This is a genomic window from Bacteroidota bacterium (assembly GCA_016722565.1).
Lineage (GTDB): Bacteria > Bacteroidota > Bacteroidia > 2-12-FULL-35-15 > 2-12-FULL-35-15 > 2-12-FULL-35-15.
This window is the reverse complement of record JADKIU010000002.1, coordinates 304,543-324,838: the sequence shown is the minus strand read 5'-3', so window position 1 is coordinate 324,838 and position 20,296 is coordinate 304,543. Positions and strand designations below refer to the sequence as shown.

At 32.5% G+C, this 20,296-nt stretch carries 17 protein-coding genes, 1 tRNA gene and 1 pseudogene; 7 read left to right on the top strand and 12 right to left on the bottom strand.

The genetic code is table 11. The annotated features are described in order from the left end of the window. Position 1 precedes the first annotated feature (1 nt). Positions 2–1,429, bottom strand: coding sequence for an LptF/LptG family permease (locus IPP64_06775; protein MBL0329110.1), 1,428 nt, complete (start codon positions 1,427–1,429; stop codon positions 2–4). 327 nt (positions 1,430–1,756) lie between these two features. On the opposite strand from IPP64_06775, the gene IPP64_06770 reads away from it, so the two are divergent. After that, positions 1,757–2,506, top strand: coding sequence for a glycosyltransferase family 2 protein (locus IPP64_06770; GenBank protein ID MBL0329109.1), 750 nt, complete (start codon positions 1,757–1,759; stop codon positions 2,504–2,506). 80 nt (positions 2,507–2,586) lie between these two features. Here the strand turns inward: IPP64_06770 and IPP64_06765 are convergent, their stop codons facing one another. Genes IPP64_06765 through IPP64_06750 form a run of 4 tightly spaced genes read right to left on the bottom strand, consistent with a single transcriptional unit; the run spans position 2,587 to position 5,277 of the window. Continuing rightward, entirely contained in the window at positions 2,587–4,221 is a 1,635-nt protein-coding gene (locus IPP64_06765) for a glycosyltransferase family 39 protein (protein MBL0329108.1), read from the bottom strand. Beyond that, positions 4,211–4,492, bottom strand: a complete 282-nt coding sequence (locus IPP64_06760) for a phosphatase PAP2 family protein (GenBank protein MBL0329107.1) — start codon at positions 4,490–4,492, stop codon at positions 4,211–4,213. The genes IPP64_06765 and IPP64_06760 overlap by 11 nt, the downstream gene beginning before the upstream one ends. Beyond that, complete coding sequence (locus tag IPP64_06755; protein MBL0329106.1) at positions 4,426–4,863, bottom strand: hypothetical protein; 438 nt, start codon at positions 4,861–4,863, stop codon at positions 4,426–4,428. The genes IPP64_06760 and IPP64_06755 overlap by 67 nt, the downstream gene beginning before the upstream one ends. Positions 4,864–4,881: 18 nt before the next feature. After that, positions 4,882–5,277, bottom strand: a complete 396-nt coding sequence (locus tag IPP64_06750; protein ID MBL0329105.1) for an SRPBCC domain-containing protein — start codon at positions 5,275–5,277, stop codon at positions 4,882–4,884. 910 nt (positions 5,278–6,187) lie between these two features. On the opposite strand from IPP64_06750, the gene IPP64_06745 reads away from it, so the two are divergent. Both IPP64_06745 and IPP64_06740 read left to right on the top strand, forming a co-directional pair. After that, positions 6,188–6,261: transfer RNA gene (locus IPP64_06745), tRNA-Met, on the top strand. A 161-nt stretch (positions 6,262–6,422) separates the two neighbouring features. Further along, positions 6,423–7,187 (top strand): protein kinase family protein, encoded by a 765-nt coding sequence (locus tag IPP64_06740; GenBank protein MBL0329104.1) that lies wholly within the window; start codon positions 6,423–6,425, stop codon positions 7,185–7,187. On the opposite strand, the gene IPP64_06735 is transcribed toward IPP64_06740, so the two are convergent. The 4 genes from IPP64_06735 to IPP64_06720 form a co-directional block, all read right to left on the bottom strand. After that, positions 7,184–8,443, bottom strand: coding sequence for a tyrosine-type recombinase/integrase (locus tag IPP64_06735; GenBank protein MBL0329103.1), 1,260 nt, complete (start codon positions 8,441–8,443; stop codon positions 7,184–7,186). The genes IPP64_06740 and IPP64_06735 overlap by 4 nt on opposite strands. Continuing rightward, complete coding sequence (locus IPP64_06730) at positions 8,440–8,799, bottom strand: helix-turn-helix domain-containing protein (GenBank protein ID MBL0329102.1); 360 nt, start codon at positions 8,797–8,799, stop codon at positions 8,440–8,442. The genes IPP64_06735 and IPP64_06730 overlap by 4 nt, the downstream gene beginning before the upstream one ends. Positions 8,800–9,095: 296 nt before the next feature. Beyond that, positions 9,096–9,662, bottom strand: a complete 567-nt coding sequence (locus tag IPP64_06725; protein MBL0329101.1) for a recombinase family protein — start codon at positions 9,660–9,662, stop codon at positions 9,096–9,098. 116 nt (positions 9,663–9,778) lie between these two features. Beyond that, complete coding sequence (locus IPP64_06720; protein MBL0329100.1) at positions 9,779–10,030, bottom strand: hypothetical protein; 252 nt, start codon at positions 10,028–10,030, stop codon at positions 9,779–9,781. A gap of 860 nt (positions 10,031–10,890) precedes the next feature. Here IPP64_06720 and IPP64_06715 point away from each other — a divergent pair. Next, complete coding sequence (locus IPP64_06715) at positions 10,891–11,736, top strand: hypothetical protein (protein ID MBL0329099.1); 846 nt, start codon at positions 10,891–10,893, stop codon at positions 11,734–11,736. A 696-nt stretch (positions 11,737–12,432) separates the two neighbouring features. On the opposite strand, the gene IPP64_06710 is transcribed toward IPP64_06715, so the two are convergent. Genes IPP64_06710 through IPP64_06700 form a run of 3 tightly spaced genes read right to left on the bottom strand, consistent with a single transcriptional unit; the run spans position 12,433 to position 14,255 of the window. After that, positions 12,433–13,386 carry a DUF4868 domain-containing protein gene (locus IPP64_06710; protein MBL0329098.1) on the bottom strand — a complete coding sequence of 318 codons (954 nt, stop codon included), beginning with the start codon at positions 13,384–13,386 and terminating at the stop codon, positions 12,433–12,435. Beyond that, positions 13,368–13,949, bottom strand: a complete 582-nt coding sequence (locus IPP64_06705) for a hypothetical protein (protein ID MBL0329097.1) — start codon at positions 13,947–13,949, stop codon at positions 13,368–13,370. The genes IPP64_06710 and IPP64_06705 overlap by 19 nt, the downstream gene beginning before the upstream one ends. 6 nt (positions 13,950–13,955) lie before the next feature. After that, positions 13,956–14,255: a hypothetical protein gene (locus IPP64_06700; GenBank protein MBL0329096.1), complete on the bottom strand. Its 300-nt coding sequence runs from the start codon at positions 14,253–14,255 to the stop codon at positions 13,956–13,958. 286 nt (positions 14,256–14,541) lie between these two features. On the opposite strand from IPP64_06700, the gene IPP64_06695 reads away from it, so the two are divergent. The 3 genes and pseudogenes from IPP64_06695 (at position 14,542) to IPP64_06685 (ending at position 20,295) form a co-directional block, all read left to right on the top strand. Then, entirely contained in the window at positions 14,542–16,839 is a 2,298-nt protein-coding gene (locus IPP64_06695) for an SH3 domain-containing protein (GenBank protein ID MBL0329095.1), read from the top strand. Then, a pseudogene (locus IPP64_06690) lies at positions 16,836–18,151 on the top strand (ATP-binding protein). Before IPP64_06695 ends, IPP64_06690 begins: the two are co-directional and overlap by 4 nt. Further along, positions 18,151–20,295 carry a DEAD/DEAH box helicase gene (locus IPP64_06685; GenBank protein MBL0329094.1) on the top strand — a complete coding sequence of 715 codons (2,145 nt, stop codon included), beginning with the start codon at positions 18,151–18,153 and terminating at the stop codon, positions 20,293–20,295. Before IPP64_06690 ends, IPP64_06685 begins: the two are co-directional and overlap by 1 nt. Position 20,296: the final 1 nt, after the last annotated feature.

The following is a 20,296-nucleotide window of genomic DNA, read 5'->3' as shown; positions in this document are numbered from 1 at the left end:
ATCAAACAGATTTTTTACGAAGGAATATTTTCTTAATTGGATCGATGTAAGCATTGACATCAAACAATGAACTATCTGATGTTGCTTTGATAGTAAGAAAAATACCAATTGGCAAAAGAATGGCGGTTGCCATCCACATTCCGATGTAAGGAGGAACTTCCCCTTGTCGGGCTAATTTTTCTCCGGTAATTGACAAAATATGAAAGGTGATAAAAAAGATTACAGAAACAACAACCGGCATTCCTAATCCGCCTTTTCGAATAATTGCACCTAATGGAGCGCCAATAAAAAACAAGACAATGCAGGCAATTGAAAGGGTAAACTTACGATGCCATTCCACATTGCATCTGAAAATAGAATACTCTTCAGACAGAATATCAGCATTCATTCCTTCCGCAGAAGCTTTTGCGTTTCGTACCATGTTGGTGGCGGCCTCAATCACACTTAATTTTTGCGGTTTAGACAATGCATCAAAATAGTTTTTGGATTTTGCTACAATTTTATTCGAATCTAACTTTCCAAAATAAGCAGATGATTTGCCATAGTAGGAATTGGTTAAATATTTTCCATATTCATTTTTACGTTTATCATTTTTCGCTCGTAATGAATCTGCAACCGTATTCAACTGTGACAATGTCATCATTTGATAGTTACTTTTAAATAAATCTTCATTCGTTCTGTTCATTTTAAACTCGGACAAATCAAAACGAATTACTCTTTCTTCAAACTTATCACGCACCATCGGATGAGTGATAGCATCTTTCGGATGGTCGTTCATTTCTTTATAACTCACCCCATCTTTTAACGACAACACCAAAAACATTTTATCATGCGTTTCTTCCATTCTTCCCCATTTGGCAGAAAGTACCGTTGTATTGCCTTTCATATCTCGGTGATCATAAATCATGATGTCGCCTAAGGTGCGACCGTCTTTTTCTTTTTTATCTACCCGAATACTGAAACCTTGGATGCTGTTATTAAACACCCCTTCTTTAAACAACAAAGCCGGTTTCGATTCCCGTACATCGTATAGCAGCGAGCCTGCTTTTAAGTTGGTATAAGGCAAAATGTTATTGGAAAAATAAAATGCTCCAATCGCTAAACAAACAGTAGTAACCACTAGCGGTGACATCACCCTTTGTAACGATAAACCTGAGCTTTTCATGGCCGTTAGTTCAAAATGCTCACCCAGATTTCCGAAGGTCATTAACGAAGAAAGCAAAATGGCCAATGGCAATGCCATGGGAATAGTTGTTAAAGAAAAATAGAAGAACAATTCCGCTAAAATGCCCGCGTCAATGCCTTTTCCAACAAAGTCGTCAATGTATTTGAAGATAAACATCATAAAAAACACAAACATCGCAATGAAGAACGTCATGATAAACGGTCCGATGTAGGATTTTAAGATGAATTTATAGAGTGTTTTCATTTATTCTATTGTTTACAAATATAGCAATAAGTGTGCTAGAAATGGTATACGGAGCTCCGTTAGGTTAGAAAAAATGGGAACGCAGATTTTTTCCGATTTTTATGATGAAAAATGTTTCTTTAAATACAACAAGACACTGCTTAAACCAATAGTATATAAAGGTTTATAGACAACTTAGATGTCTTATTAAGTTCTATATTATCGTAAGTTTTATACCAAAAAAATCTATGTAAATCATAACCATCATAAAAAATCTGCGTTCCTATCTATTTGCCATAAAGCATAGTCATTAATTTTACTATTTTTGTTGAAAGATTATGCTTTAAAATGATAAACAACAAAAAAGTAGTGGTGGTTTTGCCTGCATACAATGCAGCACTTACACTTGAAAAGACATATAAAGAAATTCCGTTTGACATTGTGGATGAAGTGGTTTTGGTAGATGATGTGAGCAAGGATGATACTGTTGAAGTGGCAACACGCATTGGCATTAAACATGTTATCAAACATCAAAAGAACAGAGGATATGGCGGTAATCAAAAATCTTGTTACGACAAGGCCTTAGAGTTGGGTGGCGACATTGTGATTATGTTACACCCTGATTACCAATACACTCCACTATTAATTCAATCCATGGCGCACATCATCGCCAACGATTTATATCCGGTAGTCTTCGGTTCCCGTATTTTAGGAAAAGGTGCATTAAAGGGTGGAATGCCGATGTATAAATACATTTTCAACCGTTGTTTAACCTTAACCCAAAACATTCTGATTAATCAAAAACTATCAGAATATCATACCGGCTACCGTGCTTTTTCACGCGAAGTATTGGAAACAGTGAATTACGAAGCCAACAACGATGATTTTGTTTTTGATAACGAAATGATTTCTCAAATTTTTATGGCTGGATTCGAAATCGCTGAAATTACTTGTCCAACTAAATACTTCCCGGAAGCATCATCCATTAACTTCAGCAGAAGTGCGAAATATGGAATGGGTGTTTTGCGTGTTTCTTTCACACACTTCTTTTACAACTTAGGATTGAATAAATGTAGGAGATACGAGAAAAAGAAATAAATGCTCTGGGTTTGGATAATATGGTTGCCAATATTTATTTACTGCCTAGTGAAGAAGAAACCATTCAAAAGGCGATAAACTTATTTCACACTCCTCATCCAAAACACAAATCCATTTTTACGATAGATTTCTTTTAGTTCGGGGTAGTATTTCGCAACATCCTCCAATGCGGTAATCTTACTTACAAAATAAGCAGGCTTGTCAATCTCTCCATGATGCAGCCAGTCGCTGTTGTAGCTGTTTAGATTTGTTTGTGGCTGTTTGTGCGAATAAAACAAATGTGCATAACTCTTAAAACTGATTGTTTCTACATAACAATCTTTTCCTTGCAAGTATTCATAAAATTCAATGGCCGCACCTTGTGAATATTTTTCAATCCTTGGAACAACCAATACAGAAGCCATGTTTACCGCAAACAAACTAAACATAAAAATTCCGATAACGCCACCTTTTATATTTCCTCGTTTAATTAACACCAGCATTGCTCCTACTCCAACGATTAAAATGATTCCAATCAACCACTCCACTCCACTCCAAGAAACGGTAGCTTTTAAATTTTCAACTGCAAATTTATCTTTGATCAAATCGGCATCAATAATTTTTTGTTTGTAGTTATCAATGATAGGAAGTGCAGAAATAGCAATGCCAATTAATCCGGCAATTGTGAGCAATAAAATGCCTGTGCTTTTTTTCCATTTCAGCTCTCCTGTAATCAGTTTATAAACGACATAGGCTCCTAAAAAACTTAATGGAAAATAACATAATGAAGAATAATGAACAATTTTTGTTTTTACTAAACTGAATAAAATCAATACCACCCAAAACAGAATTAACATCCACAGTTTAAAATGTTTTTGATACGGTGTGTCGTAAGAACTTCGTCTAAAACTTCTTAAAGCAAATATGGATAAAGGGAAACAGCCAATCAACAAAACAATCCAGTGATAGAAAAACGGACCACCATGTCCGGCATCCTGTGTATTCAATAATCGAATTTGGTAGACAAAAAACTCTTTGATAATTTCAGCATGACCGGTTAAAATCAGCATTAAAAACCATAAGCCGCCTACACATGCAACACCCACTCCATAAATGACAATGTGCTTAAAACGCATAATCGGTTGAAACCGTTTCATCACCCAAAATACGCCCACACATAATCCAAATACCAATCCGGCAACAGGTCCTTTTGTTAAAATCCCCAATCCAATAAATAGCGCTGAAAGAATTAATAAGCGATTGCTTTTGTTATTTGTAAATACAATAAAATAATAGATACCTAAAAAAATAAACAAGTTGAACCAAGGATCGATGATTCCAGATTTAAAATAAAAATGTGGTAAAAAGGAGCCGGCATAGGCCAAAACCCATATCAATCCAAAACGTTCATCCACTAACTTTCTGCCGATATTGAACAATACAAGCAATGTTACCACTCCGCAAATGGCATTGGGCAAACGAGCTGCAAATTCGTTGACACCAAACACGCTCATTGATAATGCTTGCATCCAAATAAAGATGGGTGGTTTTTCCCAGAATGCTTGGTAGTTTATTTTTACTGAAAAATAATCCTGAGTAACCAGCATTTCGCGGGCACATTCAGCAAAATTAATTTCATCCCAATCAAATAAATGCACAGCTCCTAGGAAAGGAACAAACAAGAGTGTGCCTCCAAGAACTATAATGATGATATATCGCAGCGCGCTAGCGTTCATTTTTAAAGAAATTAGTGATGGAGCGATCCATCCATGGATGTTTTTTCCGCTGCACAAAATAATATACAATGATTGAACAAGTAACGCCTATGATTGAACCGGCATACACATCTTCAAAAAAGTGTTGCGATAAATAAATTCGAGAATAACCGGTTAACAATCCTAAAACAAGGAAGAGCATTTTATACAGTCGATTCTCAACAATCAAAGCAAAGGAGCAATACAATGCAAAGGCACAGGTGGTATGTCCGGATGGAAAGCTGTTGTACAAATGATTTTCGATACCGGGAACAAAATACAATTCTTGGAGTCCTTCGAAAAATTTTTCGGACGAACAACTTCATCAAAAACAAAATGTTTAAGCGCTTGAGCGATAAGCGCTGATGTTACATTTGCAATTGCCAGAATCAGAAAGTAGCGATACTTAACAGCAAGCATCATGAGTATTAATAATGCAGCAGTAAATCCGTCTCCTAAGTAAGTGGTATAGGTGTTAATCGCATCCAAAAACGAGTTGTGAAACGAATTAAAAGAAAGGTGAGTTTCAGCTTTGGAGTTGACAATAATAATTCCGGCTCCGATGAGGAGAAAAACAAAATAAGGAACTAAAAATGAAAGATTATTTTTAAAAATGGCCTTCACATCAAAGCAATAAGATGATTAATTAGAGCCTAAAACGCCCAACAACTTATTCACTTGACTGTCCCAAAGTAATTTGGACGTTTGCATATCGGCAGCTTCATCAGCAAAATCAATAATGATTAGCGATACATCACCTGTCAATTCATCTTTTTCGATTCGGAATTCGAAATACATACCATCCGGTTTGTCGATCCAGCTCAATCGAATAAATTTTTCCTCTTTGAAACCAATCAATTTTGCTTTTTGCTCACTGCCGTCCCAGAAAAAGGTAAAGATACCATCACGAATGTTTACATCGTCTGCAAACCATTCCGACAAACCACTAGGTGTGGTAATAAATTCATATAAAATACCGGCAGAAGTACGGATAACGTACTCCAACTCGAATTTCCCTTTAGGTTCTTTTTTAGGAATGGATCCACCTTTTTTACCATTGCTATCAGGAGCAACAGTAAGGGAAGTCATCGGATTCACAAACGTTTTAAGAATTTTAGGAACTTTCGGTCCTGCTTTTTTCTTTTTGGTGCTTTGAATCAATTGTTCAATTAACTCATCGTGCACAATTTCCGGTTCCCCATCATCTTCCCCATCTTTTTTCTTAGGTTTTCTACCGCCTTTTCCACGTGGCTTTTTCTCTTTCGCGGGTTTTACAACTTCCTTTTCAACTTTTTTTACTGCCAATTTCACACTTTTCTCTTCTTTCAAGGACTTTTTAGGGTCTTTCGTTTTAACAATCTCAACTTTTGCGATTGGCTTTTTAACTACTTTTGCTGGTTTAGCGATAGGTTTGGCTATCTTTTTAACAACAGGCTTAGAAACTTTCTTGACTACTTTAACAACTTTTTTAGGTGCTGATTTAGTAGGTTTTGAGAACTTCTTAGACGATTTTACGGGTTTAGAAACCTTTTTAGGGGGCGATTTTTTAGCAGGTTTAGTAACCTTTGCCTTCTTCACTGGCTTTGTTTTAGCCGATTTTATATTTTTTTTCGCTTTCTTAGGCGAATCTTTCTTCTTAGCCATCTGAATTGTAAATTAAACAAATCTCACGCAATATATAAAAAAATATCAATCTTCCAATATTGATGTTTTGTTAAAAATGTTTAAAACGACTATTCGTTTGAAAACTGCGGTAAACAGTAACCCCCTATTTATCAATGAATTAAAAAATAGCATACTGATTATCAAGGTCTTTTACAGACATTTATACCTAAGTAGAAAATAAATTATTAAAAGAAAAGGGCAGTATTTCTTTTAAATTGAATATTTGTGAAAATATTAAGAAATAAAAAGATTAATACTATATTTGCGCCCTCAAAAACCATATGGCGAGGTAGCTCAGATGGTTAGAGCGCAGGATTCATAACCCTGAGGTCAGGGGTTCAACTCCCCTTCTCGCTACAAAGGAAAGCCCCAATTTTGGGGCTTTTTTATTTCTTAGAGTGAGGAAACGTAGTGAGGTTTCTTTAAAATTAGCCTCTTTACTGAAAATTACATTCTTTTTTGTTTCTTTGGAGTAATTAATCATAAATTAGTGCAAATCAATCAATTGTATAAAAATAATGTCGTTTAATCTAGTAGAAACAAAACTATACATAAATGATGAAGAGTTCACTTCTCATGAAATTATTGAGGTTGTGGGTAAAGGAGTGAATGGCATCGTTTATAGAGGAAGAAATATTAATCTTGACAGAGAAGAGGCTATCAAGATTTGGAATGCATTTAATCCTACTGATAAAAGAGATAAAGTTCGTCAAGGTCTAAATGAGGCTTTAAAACTTGCTAAAGTCAATGGTAAATTTTCTGTTCAAATATATTCTGCCAATATTCATCAAAGTCATGTTGTTGCCACTATGGAATATATTAATGGTGTTACTTTAAAAAAGTTTTTGAAAGATAACTCACCAACAAATATCATTTATATCCTTTATCAATATTTAGAAGCAATACAAGAAACCTCACATGGCGAAACCTTTCATGGTGATGCACATTGGGAAAATGTATTAATTTATGAAAATAAAGAAGATAAATATGAAACGTATTTCGAAATAAAACTGTGTGATTTTGGAACTTCTTTCTTTAGTGGTAAAAGCTACTCTCATAATAGACATTGGAAAATTGTTGGCGAAACAATTTTAAATTCAACTAAAGAACTGAAAAACTACAACACTTGTGTTAATCAATTAAATGAATGGCTTAATTCTCAAAAAGATATTCAACAAGAAATGATGTCTGGAGGGAAGCAATATTTCCCTTCTCTATTCATTGCACCATATAGGGATTTTCTAGAATTAATTGCTTTTGAAAATAATGTATCATTACATTAAGTTCCGAATATCCTAATTTCCTGTGCCCCTCTATCTATTGCTGTTATTAAGCTTGGGTCAAGATAATGGCTGGTAAGCACCTTATAGCTTGAATGTGAGGTTAATAGACCTGTTTTTTCACCCATAACATCATGTACCCAAGAAATATAGGTTTTTCTAAGATTCTTCATGCTTATAGTTTTTTCTATCCCAACAGCTTCTTTATAGTGAGAAAAGCTCTTAGAAAGGAAATCCATAATGGTTTTCGTCTTCTCAGCTCTTTCTGGGTAAAAAATATAGTCGTTGGAATTTGCCTTATCGGAATATCCTAAATCCTCTAATAGATAGAGCAAATCAGCGTTTATGGGTATGTATTTATAGATACCTTGAACATTTTGCCCCCTCTCAACCTTTCTATTCCTAATTCTAAAGCATTTTGCCCCTTTAATAGTAATAAAAATGTCACTCCATCTCAATTCTACAACTTCTTCACGCCTACCACCAGTAAACAGCATTAGCTTAAAACCAGCTTCCAAATAGGGTCTGAACATATTTTTTCTCTCTCCTCGACCACCTAGTTGTTTAATCGGATTAGCCGTGTTTAGCCCGTTAAGTATCAATTCAAACTCTGCTTTTGTCAAAATTAAAATATCCTTTGGTGCAGATTTTCTAGAAACATAGGATTCAAAAGGGTTTTTCATCTTTACTTCCTCATCATCAATCAAAAATTTAAAGAATGCTTTTAACGAAACGAGGCATTTGTTAAATGTTTTAGGGCTATAATGCTCTTTAGCCCATTTGTAAAAGTCCGAAACATCATGCTTAGTTATGTCAACAATTCTTAATCTTGAAATATCAGCTCTTCCCTTAACCACCTCTGCAAATAAAGAACAAAATCTAATACATTCTGCTTGATGTTCTTTCGTTACAATTTTCTTCTTTTGTTCCAAAGGGTGATTTCCGCCTAAGTATTGGTTATATTTAATTATTGCATCCAATAATGAATAATCGTTTCCTTCAACCGTTGGCTTGAAATGCTCAAATCCATTAACAATTAATTCCTTTTTAAAATCAATTGCTTGTTTTACCGCTTCATCATAATCTCTAGTTTCTAAGGTTTTAATTTTTACCTTATGTTTTGTATTAGGTACGTGTATCCTTACTCGATATTGGTGCATATCGTAGTGGCTACAATTTGAATTGTCTTTTTTGCACGTATTGCAAAATATTTTTAAACCCGTGTGAGGATTTTTTGGCATTCTTAATTTGTTCATCATAGTAATCTTTTTAATATTTTGTTATCCGATTCATTGATTGGTTTTACAATGGTAGAAGGTCTTGTCCAAGTTTCGCCTTTTAATTCTTGAATTACCAATTGACATACTTTGGGGTCATTTGCTTCTATCTGATAACGCTCTTCCCAAGTGCTTGGATATTTTATTTTTAAGTCTCTTGCATGAATTTTATCAATCGCAACAGCCACATCAATTTGAAAGACATTACCTTTTTTGCTTATTTTATGGATTGGAATATCATTCTGCTTTAGCCATTTAGACGCTGATTCCCTAGGGACACCTAACATAGTTGCAACAGTTTGAACTGTAATAATTGGTAAATGACCGTATGAAATCATAAGGTGTTACCGTATTTTATTATTGTTATTTTTTTCACTTTCATTACAACCCGTGTAATCTCATTTTTTTTAATCGGGTCGAGATATTATTTTTAGACAATGGAATTCCAGTCAATGTTTTGCATTGAAAAAAATTGTCTAGAAGTAGTAAAAAGAATCAACCAGTTACTACTTTTGCCGTGAAGTTTGCGGAATCCATCTTTAGAAAAACAAGATGAAAGTGGCTATTTTACTAGCTCTTACAAAGCTACACCTAAATTCTTTATGAATCCAGTTTTTGACAATATTTATTTTTATCAAACATAAATCGCAACCGTTGAATGTGAAATCTTTAAATCTTTTCCAATGGTACGATTTGAAAGTCCTTGTTTTTTTAGTGACTTTATTTTCTCAATCATATCATTTTGAAGCTGGGGACGACCTCCTTTTTTAGTGCTACGAGCTAAACCAGCTCTTACCCTTTCTGATATTCTTATTTTTTCCTGTTTGGCAAGCGTGGAAAGTAGCGATATGACTACATCTTTGAAGATACCACAACTGTCAATATAAAGTTCGGTATAGCTTTTAAAGGCTACTCCATAAGATTCTAATTGTTCAAAATATTTGATAGTGGCTCTAGTACCCTCTCTAGTCCAGCGGTCTAGACTCCAAAAAAGAACCAAATCAAATTTTCTTTTGGAAGCATCTTGAAATAATTTTTTAAACGCTGGGCGATCACTTGTCCCACCAGACACTTCATCGGTGTATTCACCAACGACCTCAATGTTCATCCGTTTACAATATTCTCTTAGTACCTCCAATTGGTTGTCGTTGGATTGACCTTTAGTTGAAGTTGATATCCTAGCATAAATTACTGTTCTCATAGTTTTGTTTTTTAGTGGACGAATAACCTATTTATTTTGACCCTTGAAATCGCCCTGTTTTCAATGGGTCATTTTTTTTATTTATGTGTACAGAATACAGATGTTATTCGACCACCTTAGTCAAATTTTTTTACAAGGATTTTAGCTAGGAATTGAAAATAGTTCAAAATGTCAGCATTCGCATAATCAATCTTCTTAAACGCATTAGCTATTGCTATTTGTTCAGAAACACCAGTTGTTAATATGCATTCTTTGATTACTTCGGTATCGACAAAATGAGTTAATCCATTTTTATCTTGAATTTCAAATGTCTTATATGGTATCACCTTTTCTTCTAGAAATGTTTTGATGTATTGCGTGTGGCTCATGTTTTATGTGTTATTGATTATTACATTGCAATAGTACCAGGCTTTTGGGAGGTATGCAAGGAAAAGCCCGTCTTTCCTGGATTTTAAGGGTTATTTGTTAATAAATTAAGTGAAATACTTCGTTTGAACTACATCAAACATTCTTACTTATCTTATGAATAGATTGAGTGGATTGAAAAAAGGTTTTCGTTGAGATGGTTTGCTTCGCTGTGGTTTTTATATAATATGAATTAAGTAATTGACTACCTCAATTCTTTTCATTGATGATAGGTTTATATAAAGGGATTTAGAAGTGATTTGCCGAAGGCAAAAATATGGTAAAAGTATTTGTTGTATAGAATGAATTTCATTCTTAAATCAACTGAAAGGTGGTTTAAAAGAGATATAAATTAAGTTAATTAGGCGGTCTAAACAAAAATTAATCAATTAAAAAATAATTGAATTACTCTTTGTTTCATTTGATATAGTTCATTTGTAAGAGATGTATAATTTATATATATAATTAATATTTATATATTCTTATATATAGAATCTTATTAATTAGTATCTTATATATTCCCTATCCTTGATGTAATGCAAATGAAATAGAACAAGTGAAAAAAGAGTATAAAATCACTTCAATGATAACTTTTTCAAACATTTCTTGAACTATTTTAAAAAATAATTAAATTTTCTTCCCTTTATTAGTAGGTCATTCAAGGTTTATTTGTTTTAATTCATTAGAATTATATCAAATGCTATTGACTAATTTTTTAAAATCGTTATTGTTGTATATGTAAACTAGTAAAAAATCCTAACCGATTCAGTCTACATCAATTCTCTTCAATGGGAAAATAACGATAGAAGTAAAAAAGTAAACAATGAAAAACAAAGAAAATGAACAAAACAAAAGCAAAATTCCAGACCAAGAAACATTTCTAAAAATTCCTTTCAACGTAAAACGCTGTAAAGACCTTGATTGGGAAGAAAGAGTAATCTTGAGCAATTACATATCATATTTAGTAAAGGGCAACGAGTTCTATCAAACGGATTCATATCAAGGAAGAGAACTTGGATTAAGCTCAGCACAAATAAGTAAGTACAGCAACCGATTGAAAGAACGTGGTGAGATTAGTACAAAGATGGAATTTGAGGAAAACCCCAATGGTGGCAGACCAATACCTGTTAGATACGTTAAGGTGGTGGATATAAACAAATGGCTGAAAGGTGACACTATACCCGTAGTTAAAAAGATAATCTCAGCATCGAAGAAAAGATTGGCGAAAAAAATGGCTGAACTAATTGCTATCAATGAAAGTGGAAGTACAAAAGAAATCATGGTAGTCACAACCATTGCAGAAAGCCCCATAGAACAACCATATTCAACGAATGAGCAGATTGTAAGCAAAGATGCCAACCAACAAACCAAAGCTGTTAAATCAAAGAAAAATGATTTGCCTGTAGGTTTTAAAAAGGAGCTTGATAGAAACAAGGATGAGTCAGACGAAGTTTACACTAACAGAAGAAAATATTATTCAGACATGGCTATCCTTTCAGAAAAACAAAACCCGACACCAAGCGATTTTGTAGAATTTGCAAAAGGCGTAAACAGCACTGACGTGTTTGACGAAAAACTTTTACCTATTATGTGGAATAGAATGAGTCTACCAGAACAAGGTCGAGTTTCTAAGGACGTACTAACAAAAATCAAACAATACATGGAATAGAGAAATCATCTACTACATAGGAGGGGCTACCAAAGCCTTTCCTATGGTAGAGGTGATTTAGTTCATTTGCATTACATCATTTGTGACCTCGCTCTGTATAGAAATTTTGAGTACATAATTTTTTTATTGGATAATATGCTTCGAAATATTTCCAGTAAAATCAGACAAAATTGTTAGGCTTTTGGGTTTTCCGAAAAATTATTTTTATATTTTTTTTGACAAATAATCTTGAGCTAAGTGTGTTCCTAAAATGTCATTCTATTGTTCCTTTTTGTTCCTATACGCTTGTATTAGAACATACATTAGCAAGTTAAACTGACATGCTATAGAGACATTATGCCTTATTCTATTAGTGTTTAGACCATCGTTGCCTATAAATAATGATATGATTCACTTTCAATGTCTTATTTGGCGTGAATTCTAGAAATAATTCGATTTTAGCCACTATCAACGGATACTTATTATTAAACAATTTTATGAAATTAATCATTACAAGAAAACAAGCTTTATACCTTCTAAAACACTTGCCTGTTGGTTCAAGTATCTCAATGATTGGAGCTGATGCCTTTAAGATTATTGAAGGGAAGAAATTAAAGAAGAAAAAATAAAGCACCATATCAATTGAATACAGGGCTTTATATGGTGTAGATATTAAAATAGTATCCTCGTTAATTATTTGCTTTTTGAAAAGTAGTTTTATTTTTTTGATTTATATCTCTTTAGTAATTTTTTGTTTCTTGTAAGATACACTTCTTTCGCTGGGGCATTATAATTAATATCTCTGTTTAATATAATGATTAAATTTTGAAGTTCCTTTTTAGAATTAATAACGATTTTGCTTTCTGCATTAATAGCAAACTCTTGTTTTAAATACCTTCTAGCTTGAGTTTTGATTCCGTCATAATTTTCTTTGTTCAAAATTGGGTTGTTAACTAAACAATTCACCAACTTCTTCTGCATAGTTGAGGAAAGGGAAGGGAATTTTAGTATTGCATTTTGCGTGAAGAAAAAGCCACTAATTTTTGCAAGTTGAGCAAAACTTACCATTGCCCTTCGTTTTAGCACTTCCTTGAATCCAAAATATTTTTCATAAATGCTGTAATTAATTATAATCAATCTTTTATTTATAGAAATAACATCATAGCTCCTTGGGAAAACTAATATGTCGGAATTAATAATATTAAATTTGTCGTCAGTTCCAGCAACTAAATTATAAAATCGACTCTTTTTTAAAGCTTGTGTTGGCATACTTTTCTTAAACAAGCTAATTTCAAATTCTCCATCAGATAAATTTATCAGATAGCCATATATCGCACTAAAATCGCCACCTTCTTTTTTATATGCTTCAACGCTTCCTTTGTTGAATAAGAAAATGTTTTGTGCAACAACATTAGTATCAATATCGTCATGATAAATAACCGCTCCAGCCCTTTCATTATCATCATAAACACTATATAGCTTGTAAGAGCTATCAATAGAAAAGTGCCTTTTTAATTCATTCAGATATCCATCAATTATTTCAGTTCTTAACTCAGTAGAGCAGTCAACTTTGTATTGTGTAATTTTATTTCCATCTTTATAAATAAAATAAAAGTCCATGCTATGTCCATCCTTTTCAATGAATGTTCTAACTAATTCTCTTTCCTCCATTTTGAAATTATATATGTTTGTTTGTCTAGTTTTCTACCAATAGGGTTTTCGTTATCAAAGAATTCATCCTTTGTAATGCAGATTAGCTTTTCGTCAGAATCGGTTGTAATCTCAAAAATTTCATATCCGAAAAACAATAACATTGGATTAGTATAAATTAAATTAGTACGGCAATAGATAAAGCCCATAGTCAAGAATAGAAACACATAAGCCAATACATCAAAAATAGTTTTTGTTTCTAATGCAATGAAAGGCAAGACATAAGTCCCTAAATATGTTATATACTCCTTGTTCTGGCTTGAAATAGACTTGATTTTAAACAGTGGGTTCCCTTTTGCTCTTAAAAATAGAAATTCATGTATACGAAAATAGATTAATAAAAACAGAACTAAACAAATCATTAAACAAGGAAGTATGTTAAGATTCAGAATTGCACTTATGGATTTGAGCTTTCCACAAGAATCAAAAACATCGACATTGATTGATTTTAAAGCACCAATTATATACAATGGTATATAAGCGAATAAAAACAATAGATATTTGTTTATTGATGTTCCTCGCATGATTGGTTATTTTGTTTTAATCATTTGAATAAAAATCCAGTAATAACGATTTATTGGAAAATCAATAAGTTCGTTATCAATAATATCATATTTATTATAGTAAAGGTCTGTGTTGTCAACTAACCTTAAGCGACTTGCTTTTATAGTTAACTCATCTGGAACCTTATCAACTGAACCATATTTTTCAACAGCATCTTCTTTTTTTAACTGTTCTTCTTTTGTGACAGCATAAATGCTTTCTTTGTTATTGACATCAGTAAATATTACATATTTTTCAATGTCCGTTAGTATTAGATTGTTTTTCATATTTTTATAGATAAGAGAAAATCAGCGAGAAATAACAAATAAGGAGGGAAATGGAATACTACCCATATAAATGCATGGTTCTTTGATAATTATTTAAAAATGTAATTATTGGAGTAGTACAGCTAAATTAATCAATTTTTCTTAATAACAAACTATTATTTGCCCAATTCAATTTCATTAAACTTGCTTGATAAAGAATTTGTATCAAAATTAACCGTAAATTTCTTTCGATATTTCAATTGTTTCCATTGTAACAATTTTGATAATTCTTTTTAATTTAAATACTTTGAATCTAAATAAAACATATTTTTTTAAAACACTAATCTTTCTACTTTTCTTTTCAGTTGGTATCAATTTGAATGCGTCATATATATACCAAACAACAGGTGACCTTAATCTAAGAAGCGGAGCTGGTTCAAAATTTAATTCGATTGGAATTGTAAGTAATGGAGAAAAGGTAATCATACTTGATAAATCAAATCAATCATGGTTTAAAATCAGCTATAATGGAACAGAAGGATATTTGTCTAGTAAATATTTGAAATTTGTTGAAACAGAAAAGCCCAAAGCTATTCCTCAAAAGGTTGAGCCGAAAAAAGAGGAGCCGAGTTATTTGGTATATTATATCATCGGGATAATTATTGTTGTTGTTTTTATGGCAGTTATGCTTTCTAGCAAGAAAAAAGGACAAATACAAACACCTCCTGTTCAAGTAAAGCAAAAGTCACAAGAAGAATTAAAAGAAGAACTAAAGCAACACTTACTTAAAAATATTAAAATAACAGTGACTTCAACGAATAGTAGCAAGAAAGATAATTCCATTATTGATGTTACAGGGGCAACTTATAATATTCCACAACAAAATTTACCCAAAACAACCAAGCTAGTGCCCTATTGGGCTCATCAATATGTATATTCTTTTTCTGAAATTAATAATGCTACAGATGAGCAAAAAACCTTTTATCAATCATTTAAGGATAGTTTTTTAAAAGGAGAGTTTATTGATATCGGGGAGAATAATAATTATGCCTTCATCCTACTATTTGATTTAATTGACAATTATGAGGATGGACATAATCTTCTTATTTTGGAGAACCAGCTAGAAAACCTTGGAAAAGCCTATCCTAAAACACAACCGTATATAACCCCTACGATTGTTGAAAGATTGCAAGAAGTCGGAGACAATATTAATGCTCGAAGACATCTCGATAAAAAAGAAGTTCATCAAGCACAAAATACTTATTCTGGTTATTCTACCGAAGACAATTTTTGGAAGTTGGGGGATAAATACAAGACTAAGCTTAAGCTAAATAACGAAAATGTAAAACTACTCAATAGACTTTGGTGTCCATCAAACGTTTTTTGTAACATTGAATATTGCTGTTTGGAAACACTAAAATTATTCCTTGATTGTATTGCTGAGTTAAAGAAAAAGTATATTGAAGAAGGAACTACCATAGATGAACAATTCATAGCTGTTGCAGACATTATTGCTAAAAAAGAATATAATTATAAGATTGGGAGCATGAATTATAAATTTTTCATTGAAACAACAACTAATGAATTCTATTCAAATATCTTTAAACGCTGTGAAAACAGTCTTCGAGACCACTATAGCTATAAAAGAAAGTTAAATACGGACACTTTTTATCTTTCTAGAAAGGATGTGAAGGAGTCTTTTGAAGCAAAAATATTAGCTAAAGTTGTTTGGATTCTGCCTGTTTTAGTATCTAAAATGCCTCCACCAGACGAAGCAACAGAAATTGAACTGAACTCACAAAGCACAACAAGATGGAAAGTAAAATTTGAAGAGCTTACCATTAATTATAAAGATGATTCAGAAAATTTTGTTAAAAAAATAATTGAAATTGGCAATCTTAATAAAAACAATCCTTCTGTTGAAAATATCTTTTATGAGGCATCCAAATTTATTTCTAAGTACGATAAAGAATCTGCGTTAAACTTATATATCCATTACATTTATTATGACCTCAAATCTGATACATTTAATAATAAAGAGTTAACCAAAACAATCCAGAAAAATTTATTCAAAACAAATGAGCAACTTGAAGACTTTAAATCTGTTGTAAGTCAACTTATTAAAGACAAAAACCTAGAAAATGCATTAGTCGGTGTTTCAAATATATTTAAAATAAAAAGAAAAAAAATACAACTAAACAAAGAATCAATTAAAGAAGTACAACAACAACACTCTGGGACGGTGGAGCTATTAAATGAGTATTTGAAAGATGAGGAAGAATATAAGTCTTCGGAAGTAATTAATGATGATGTAGTCGTAGAGATAATAGCAAAAGAAGAATTAGTGCATAAATCAGTATATTCAAATAATATTTCACTCAATCCTTTGCAAGTTTCTGTTTTAGACATTTTCTGTAAAAGCAATTTTTCTGTTTTACAATCCGAGATAGAACTGTTTGCTAAAGGAAATGGTGTATTTAAAAATCAATTAATTGAAAGTTTGAACGAAGCTTGTTATGAAACATTAGATGATGTTTTAATTGAAGAAGAGGATGACTTTTACATTATAAATAAAGATTATTATCAAAAATTATTATCGATATGATAGACAACATAAAGCCAAAAGAAGCAACATCAATTATCAACTCGCTCATTGGAGGCGTAGTTCCTAAAGTTGGCGTTCAGCACATTACTGTTGGACGTTCAGAAGAAATAACAGCCTTTGTGTCTGCTTTAGATGATGTCAAAAATGGACATAGCATGGTTAAATTCTGGATTGGAGATTTTGGTTCTGGAAAATCTTTCATGCTTCACTTGTTAAATACCGTGGCATTAAAACAGAAATTTGTAGTTACTAATGCTGACTTTACTCCAGACAATCGACTCTATTCAAATAATGGAAAAGGAGTCGCTTTGTATTCTGCAATTATGGACAACATTGCCATTCAAACGAAACCAGAAGGAGGAGCATTGCCAACTTTAATGGAAAAATGGATTGAACAGGTCGTTCTGAAAACTGCTGAAGAAAATAAAGTTTCATTAGCTGATATTCGTGGAGAACAATATTTGAGTCTTATTCAAACTAATATCATGAAGACCATCAATGGAATTACAGATGTTGGTGGTTTTGATTTTGGAATGGTAGTAATGAAGTATTACGAAGGCTATATTAAAGATGATGAGCAACTAAGGAGAAATGCCTTAAAATGGTTAAAAGGTGAATACAGAACAAAAACAGAAGCCAAACAAGATTTAGGAGTGCGAGAAGTTATTAATGATTTAAATTATTATGACATGCTCAAAAATTTTTGCAAGTTATTTGTAAGTATGGGGTACAGTGGGTTTATGATAAACTTGGATGAAGCAATTAATCTATATAAAATCTCAACCTCAGTAATGAGGGAAAAGAATTACGAAAAAATACTAACCATTTATAATGATTGTTTCCAAGGTAAGATAGCTAATCTTTTTTCAATTTTGCTGGGACTAAAGAATTTTTGGAAAATGAAAGAAGAGGGCTTTTTAGCTACCAAGCCTTAAAATCAAGATTAGAGACAAATAAATTTGAAACAACTGAGATAAGAGATTTTGCTCAACCTGTAATTAAATTAGTACCACTTGACCATAATGAAATATTTGTATTGCTTAAAAAACTGAAAGCTATTTTCGATTACAATTATAAAACAGAGATTAGCATTTCAGATGGTGAAATACATCAGTTTATGGAAGAACTATTCAATAAGCCAGGAGCATCTGAATTTTTAACACCGAGAGAGGTAATCAGAGATTTTTTAAATATTCTAAACATCATTCGTCAAAATCCTACAGTAGATAAGAATAAGTTGTTTGGAGAGCTAGAAGTTTCTGATGAGAGACCACCAAATGAAGTTTCATTAGATAGTATTGAGGAATTATAATGTCATTTGATTTACTTTCAGAACCAATACGAAAATATATTCGTGATAAGCGTTGGGAGCAGTTGCGACCAATTCAAACTGTCGCTATTTCAAAAATTCTTACAACCGATGATAACTACATTTTAGCCTCCAGAACAGCATCTGGTAAAACCGAAGCTGCATTTCTTCCGATTCTGTCAAAAGTTGATTTTAGTGAGAGGGGAATACAAGTATTGTACATCTCTCCCCTTATAGCCTTAATTAACGACCAATTTTATCGTATTGAAGAGCTTTGCAAGTATTTAGACGTTACAGTCACAAAGTGGCATGGTGAGGCTAATAAGACCCTTAAAGACAAAATATTAAAGGAGCCTCATGGGATTGTTCTGATTACTCCAGAATCTTTGGAGGCTATGTTTGTCAATAAGCCGTTTAACATTAAGCATCTCTTTTCAAATTTAAAATATGTAGTGATTGATGAGATTCATTCCTTTATTGGCACAGACAGAGGCGTTCAGCTAAAATCAATTTTGTCTAGAATTCAAAATGTAAATGTCAAACCTTTCAATATTGTTGGCTTATCAGCTACAATTGGCGATTATAATGAAGCAAAGAAGTTTACAGGAAATGAGTTGAAGACTACAGTATTGCTTGATAGGACAGCAAAAGACATCAATGCTCAATTTAGATATTTCAAAAATGAAACAGAAGAATTGCCATTAGAACTATTAAAGGATTTATATCTTGAGACTAAAGACAACAAAGTTTTAATTTTCCCGAACAGCAGAGGGCGAGCAGAGGAAGTGGCGGTAAAGCTTCGAAAAATTTCTGATAAAGTCAAAGGTCATCCGAATTACTTTTCCCATCATTCATCAGTGGATAGAGAAGTTAGAGAATACGTAGAATATTTTGCGAAAAATAATAATCGACAGAATTTTTGTATCACTTGTACCTCTACATTAGAATTAGGAATTGATATTGGTACTGTAGATGAAGTAGTTCAAATTGATGCAACACATAGTATAGCATCGTTAATCCAGAGAGTTGGCAGAAGTGGGCGTAAGGACGGAGAAAGTAGTAATCTATTCTTGTACGCAACAAATCAATGGAGTTTATTGCAATCCTTAGCCTGTTGGCTTTTGTATAAAGAGGGGTTTATAGAACCTCCACAATCAATGCAAAAGCCTTATGACATTCTACTACATCAAGCACTTTCTATTGCAAAAGGTCATTCGGGTATCCCATTAACTGACTTAACTAAACAACTAAAAGAGAATTTTGCTTTTAACCAGATTAGTATTTCAGAAATCGAAGAAATACTTAATCATTTAATAGGAATTGACTTCCTTGAAAAACTCCAGCATGAAGTTATTATAGGAGTTGAAGGAGAGAAAATTGTAAATAGTCGGGAGTTCTACAGCTTATTTAAAGCAGAAGAAAATTTTAAAGTTGTGAATGCTGGTAATACAATTGGCGAAATTCCCTTTTCACCGCAAATTGTAGAAGATGCGAACATTCTATTGTCAGCTAAAATTTGGAAAATAAAGTTTGTAGATTTTAAATCTAAAAAGATTGAAGTTTCTGCAACCAAAGATGGTAAAAAGCCTATGTTTTATGGTGGAAAATCAGTTATACATCAAAAAATACGAGAGAAAATGTTCGAAATCCTTTTCTCTAAAAATGATTATGAGGTTTTGAACCAAGTAAGTTTTGAAGAAATAGAAAAAATGAGAAAAGACTTTTCAGTCTTTAATATTCAAAATTTACAAGCAGAAAGACCATTGCTAGTATCTGAAAAACACTTATCATTCTTCACCTTTACAGGGACAAAGACAAACAGAACGATTCAATTACTTTTTAATATAGCTGGGATAAAAAATGTCTTAGATGATGATTCCAGTGCGTTTGACATCGAAGTCACAAAGCAAGAATTAATATCAAAATGGAACACTCTTACCCTACCAATATCAAATATAGATTTACACATTCACGAACTACTTCAAGGAAATCCAGCATTGTTAGACTTTTCAAAATGGGGAGTTTATTTACCCTTTAAATTTCAAGTTGAATTATTGAAGGAAAAGTATTTTGATATCAGTAATACTGAGACCTTAATGAGTTTAATTTCTCCTATAGAAAATAAAAACCCTAGCGAAAAATGCTAGG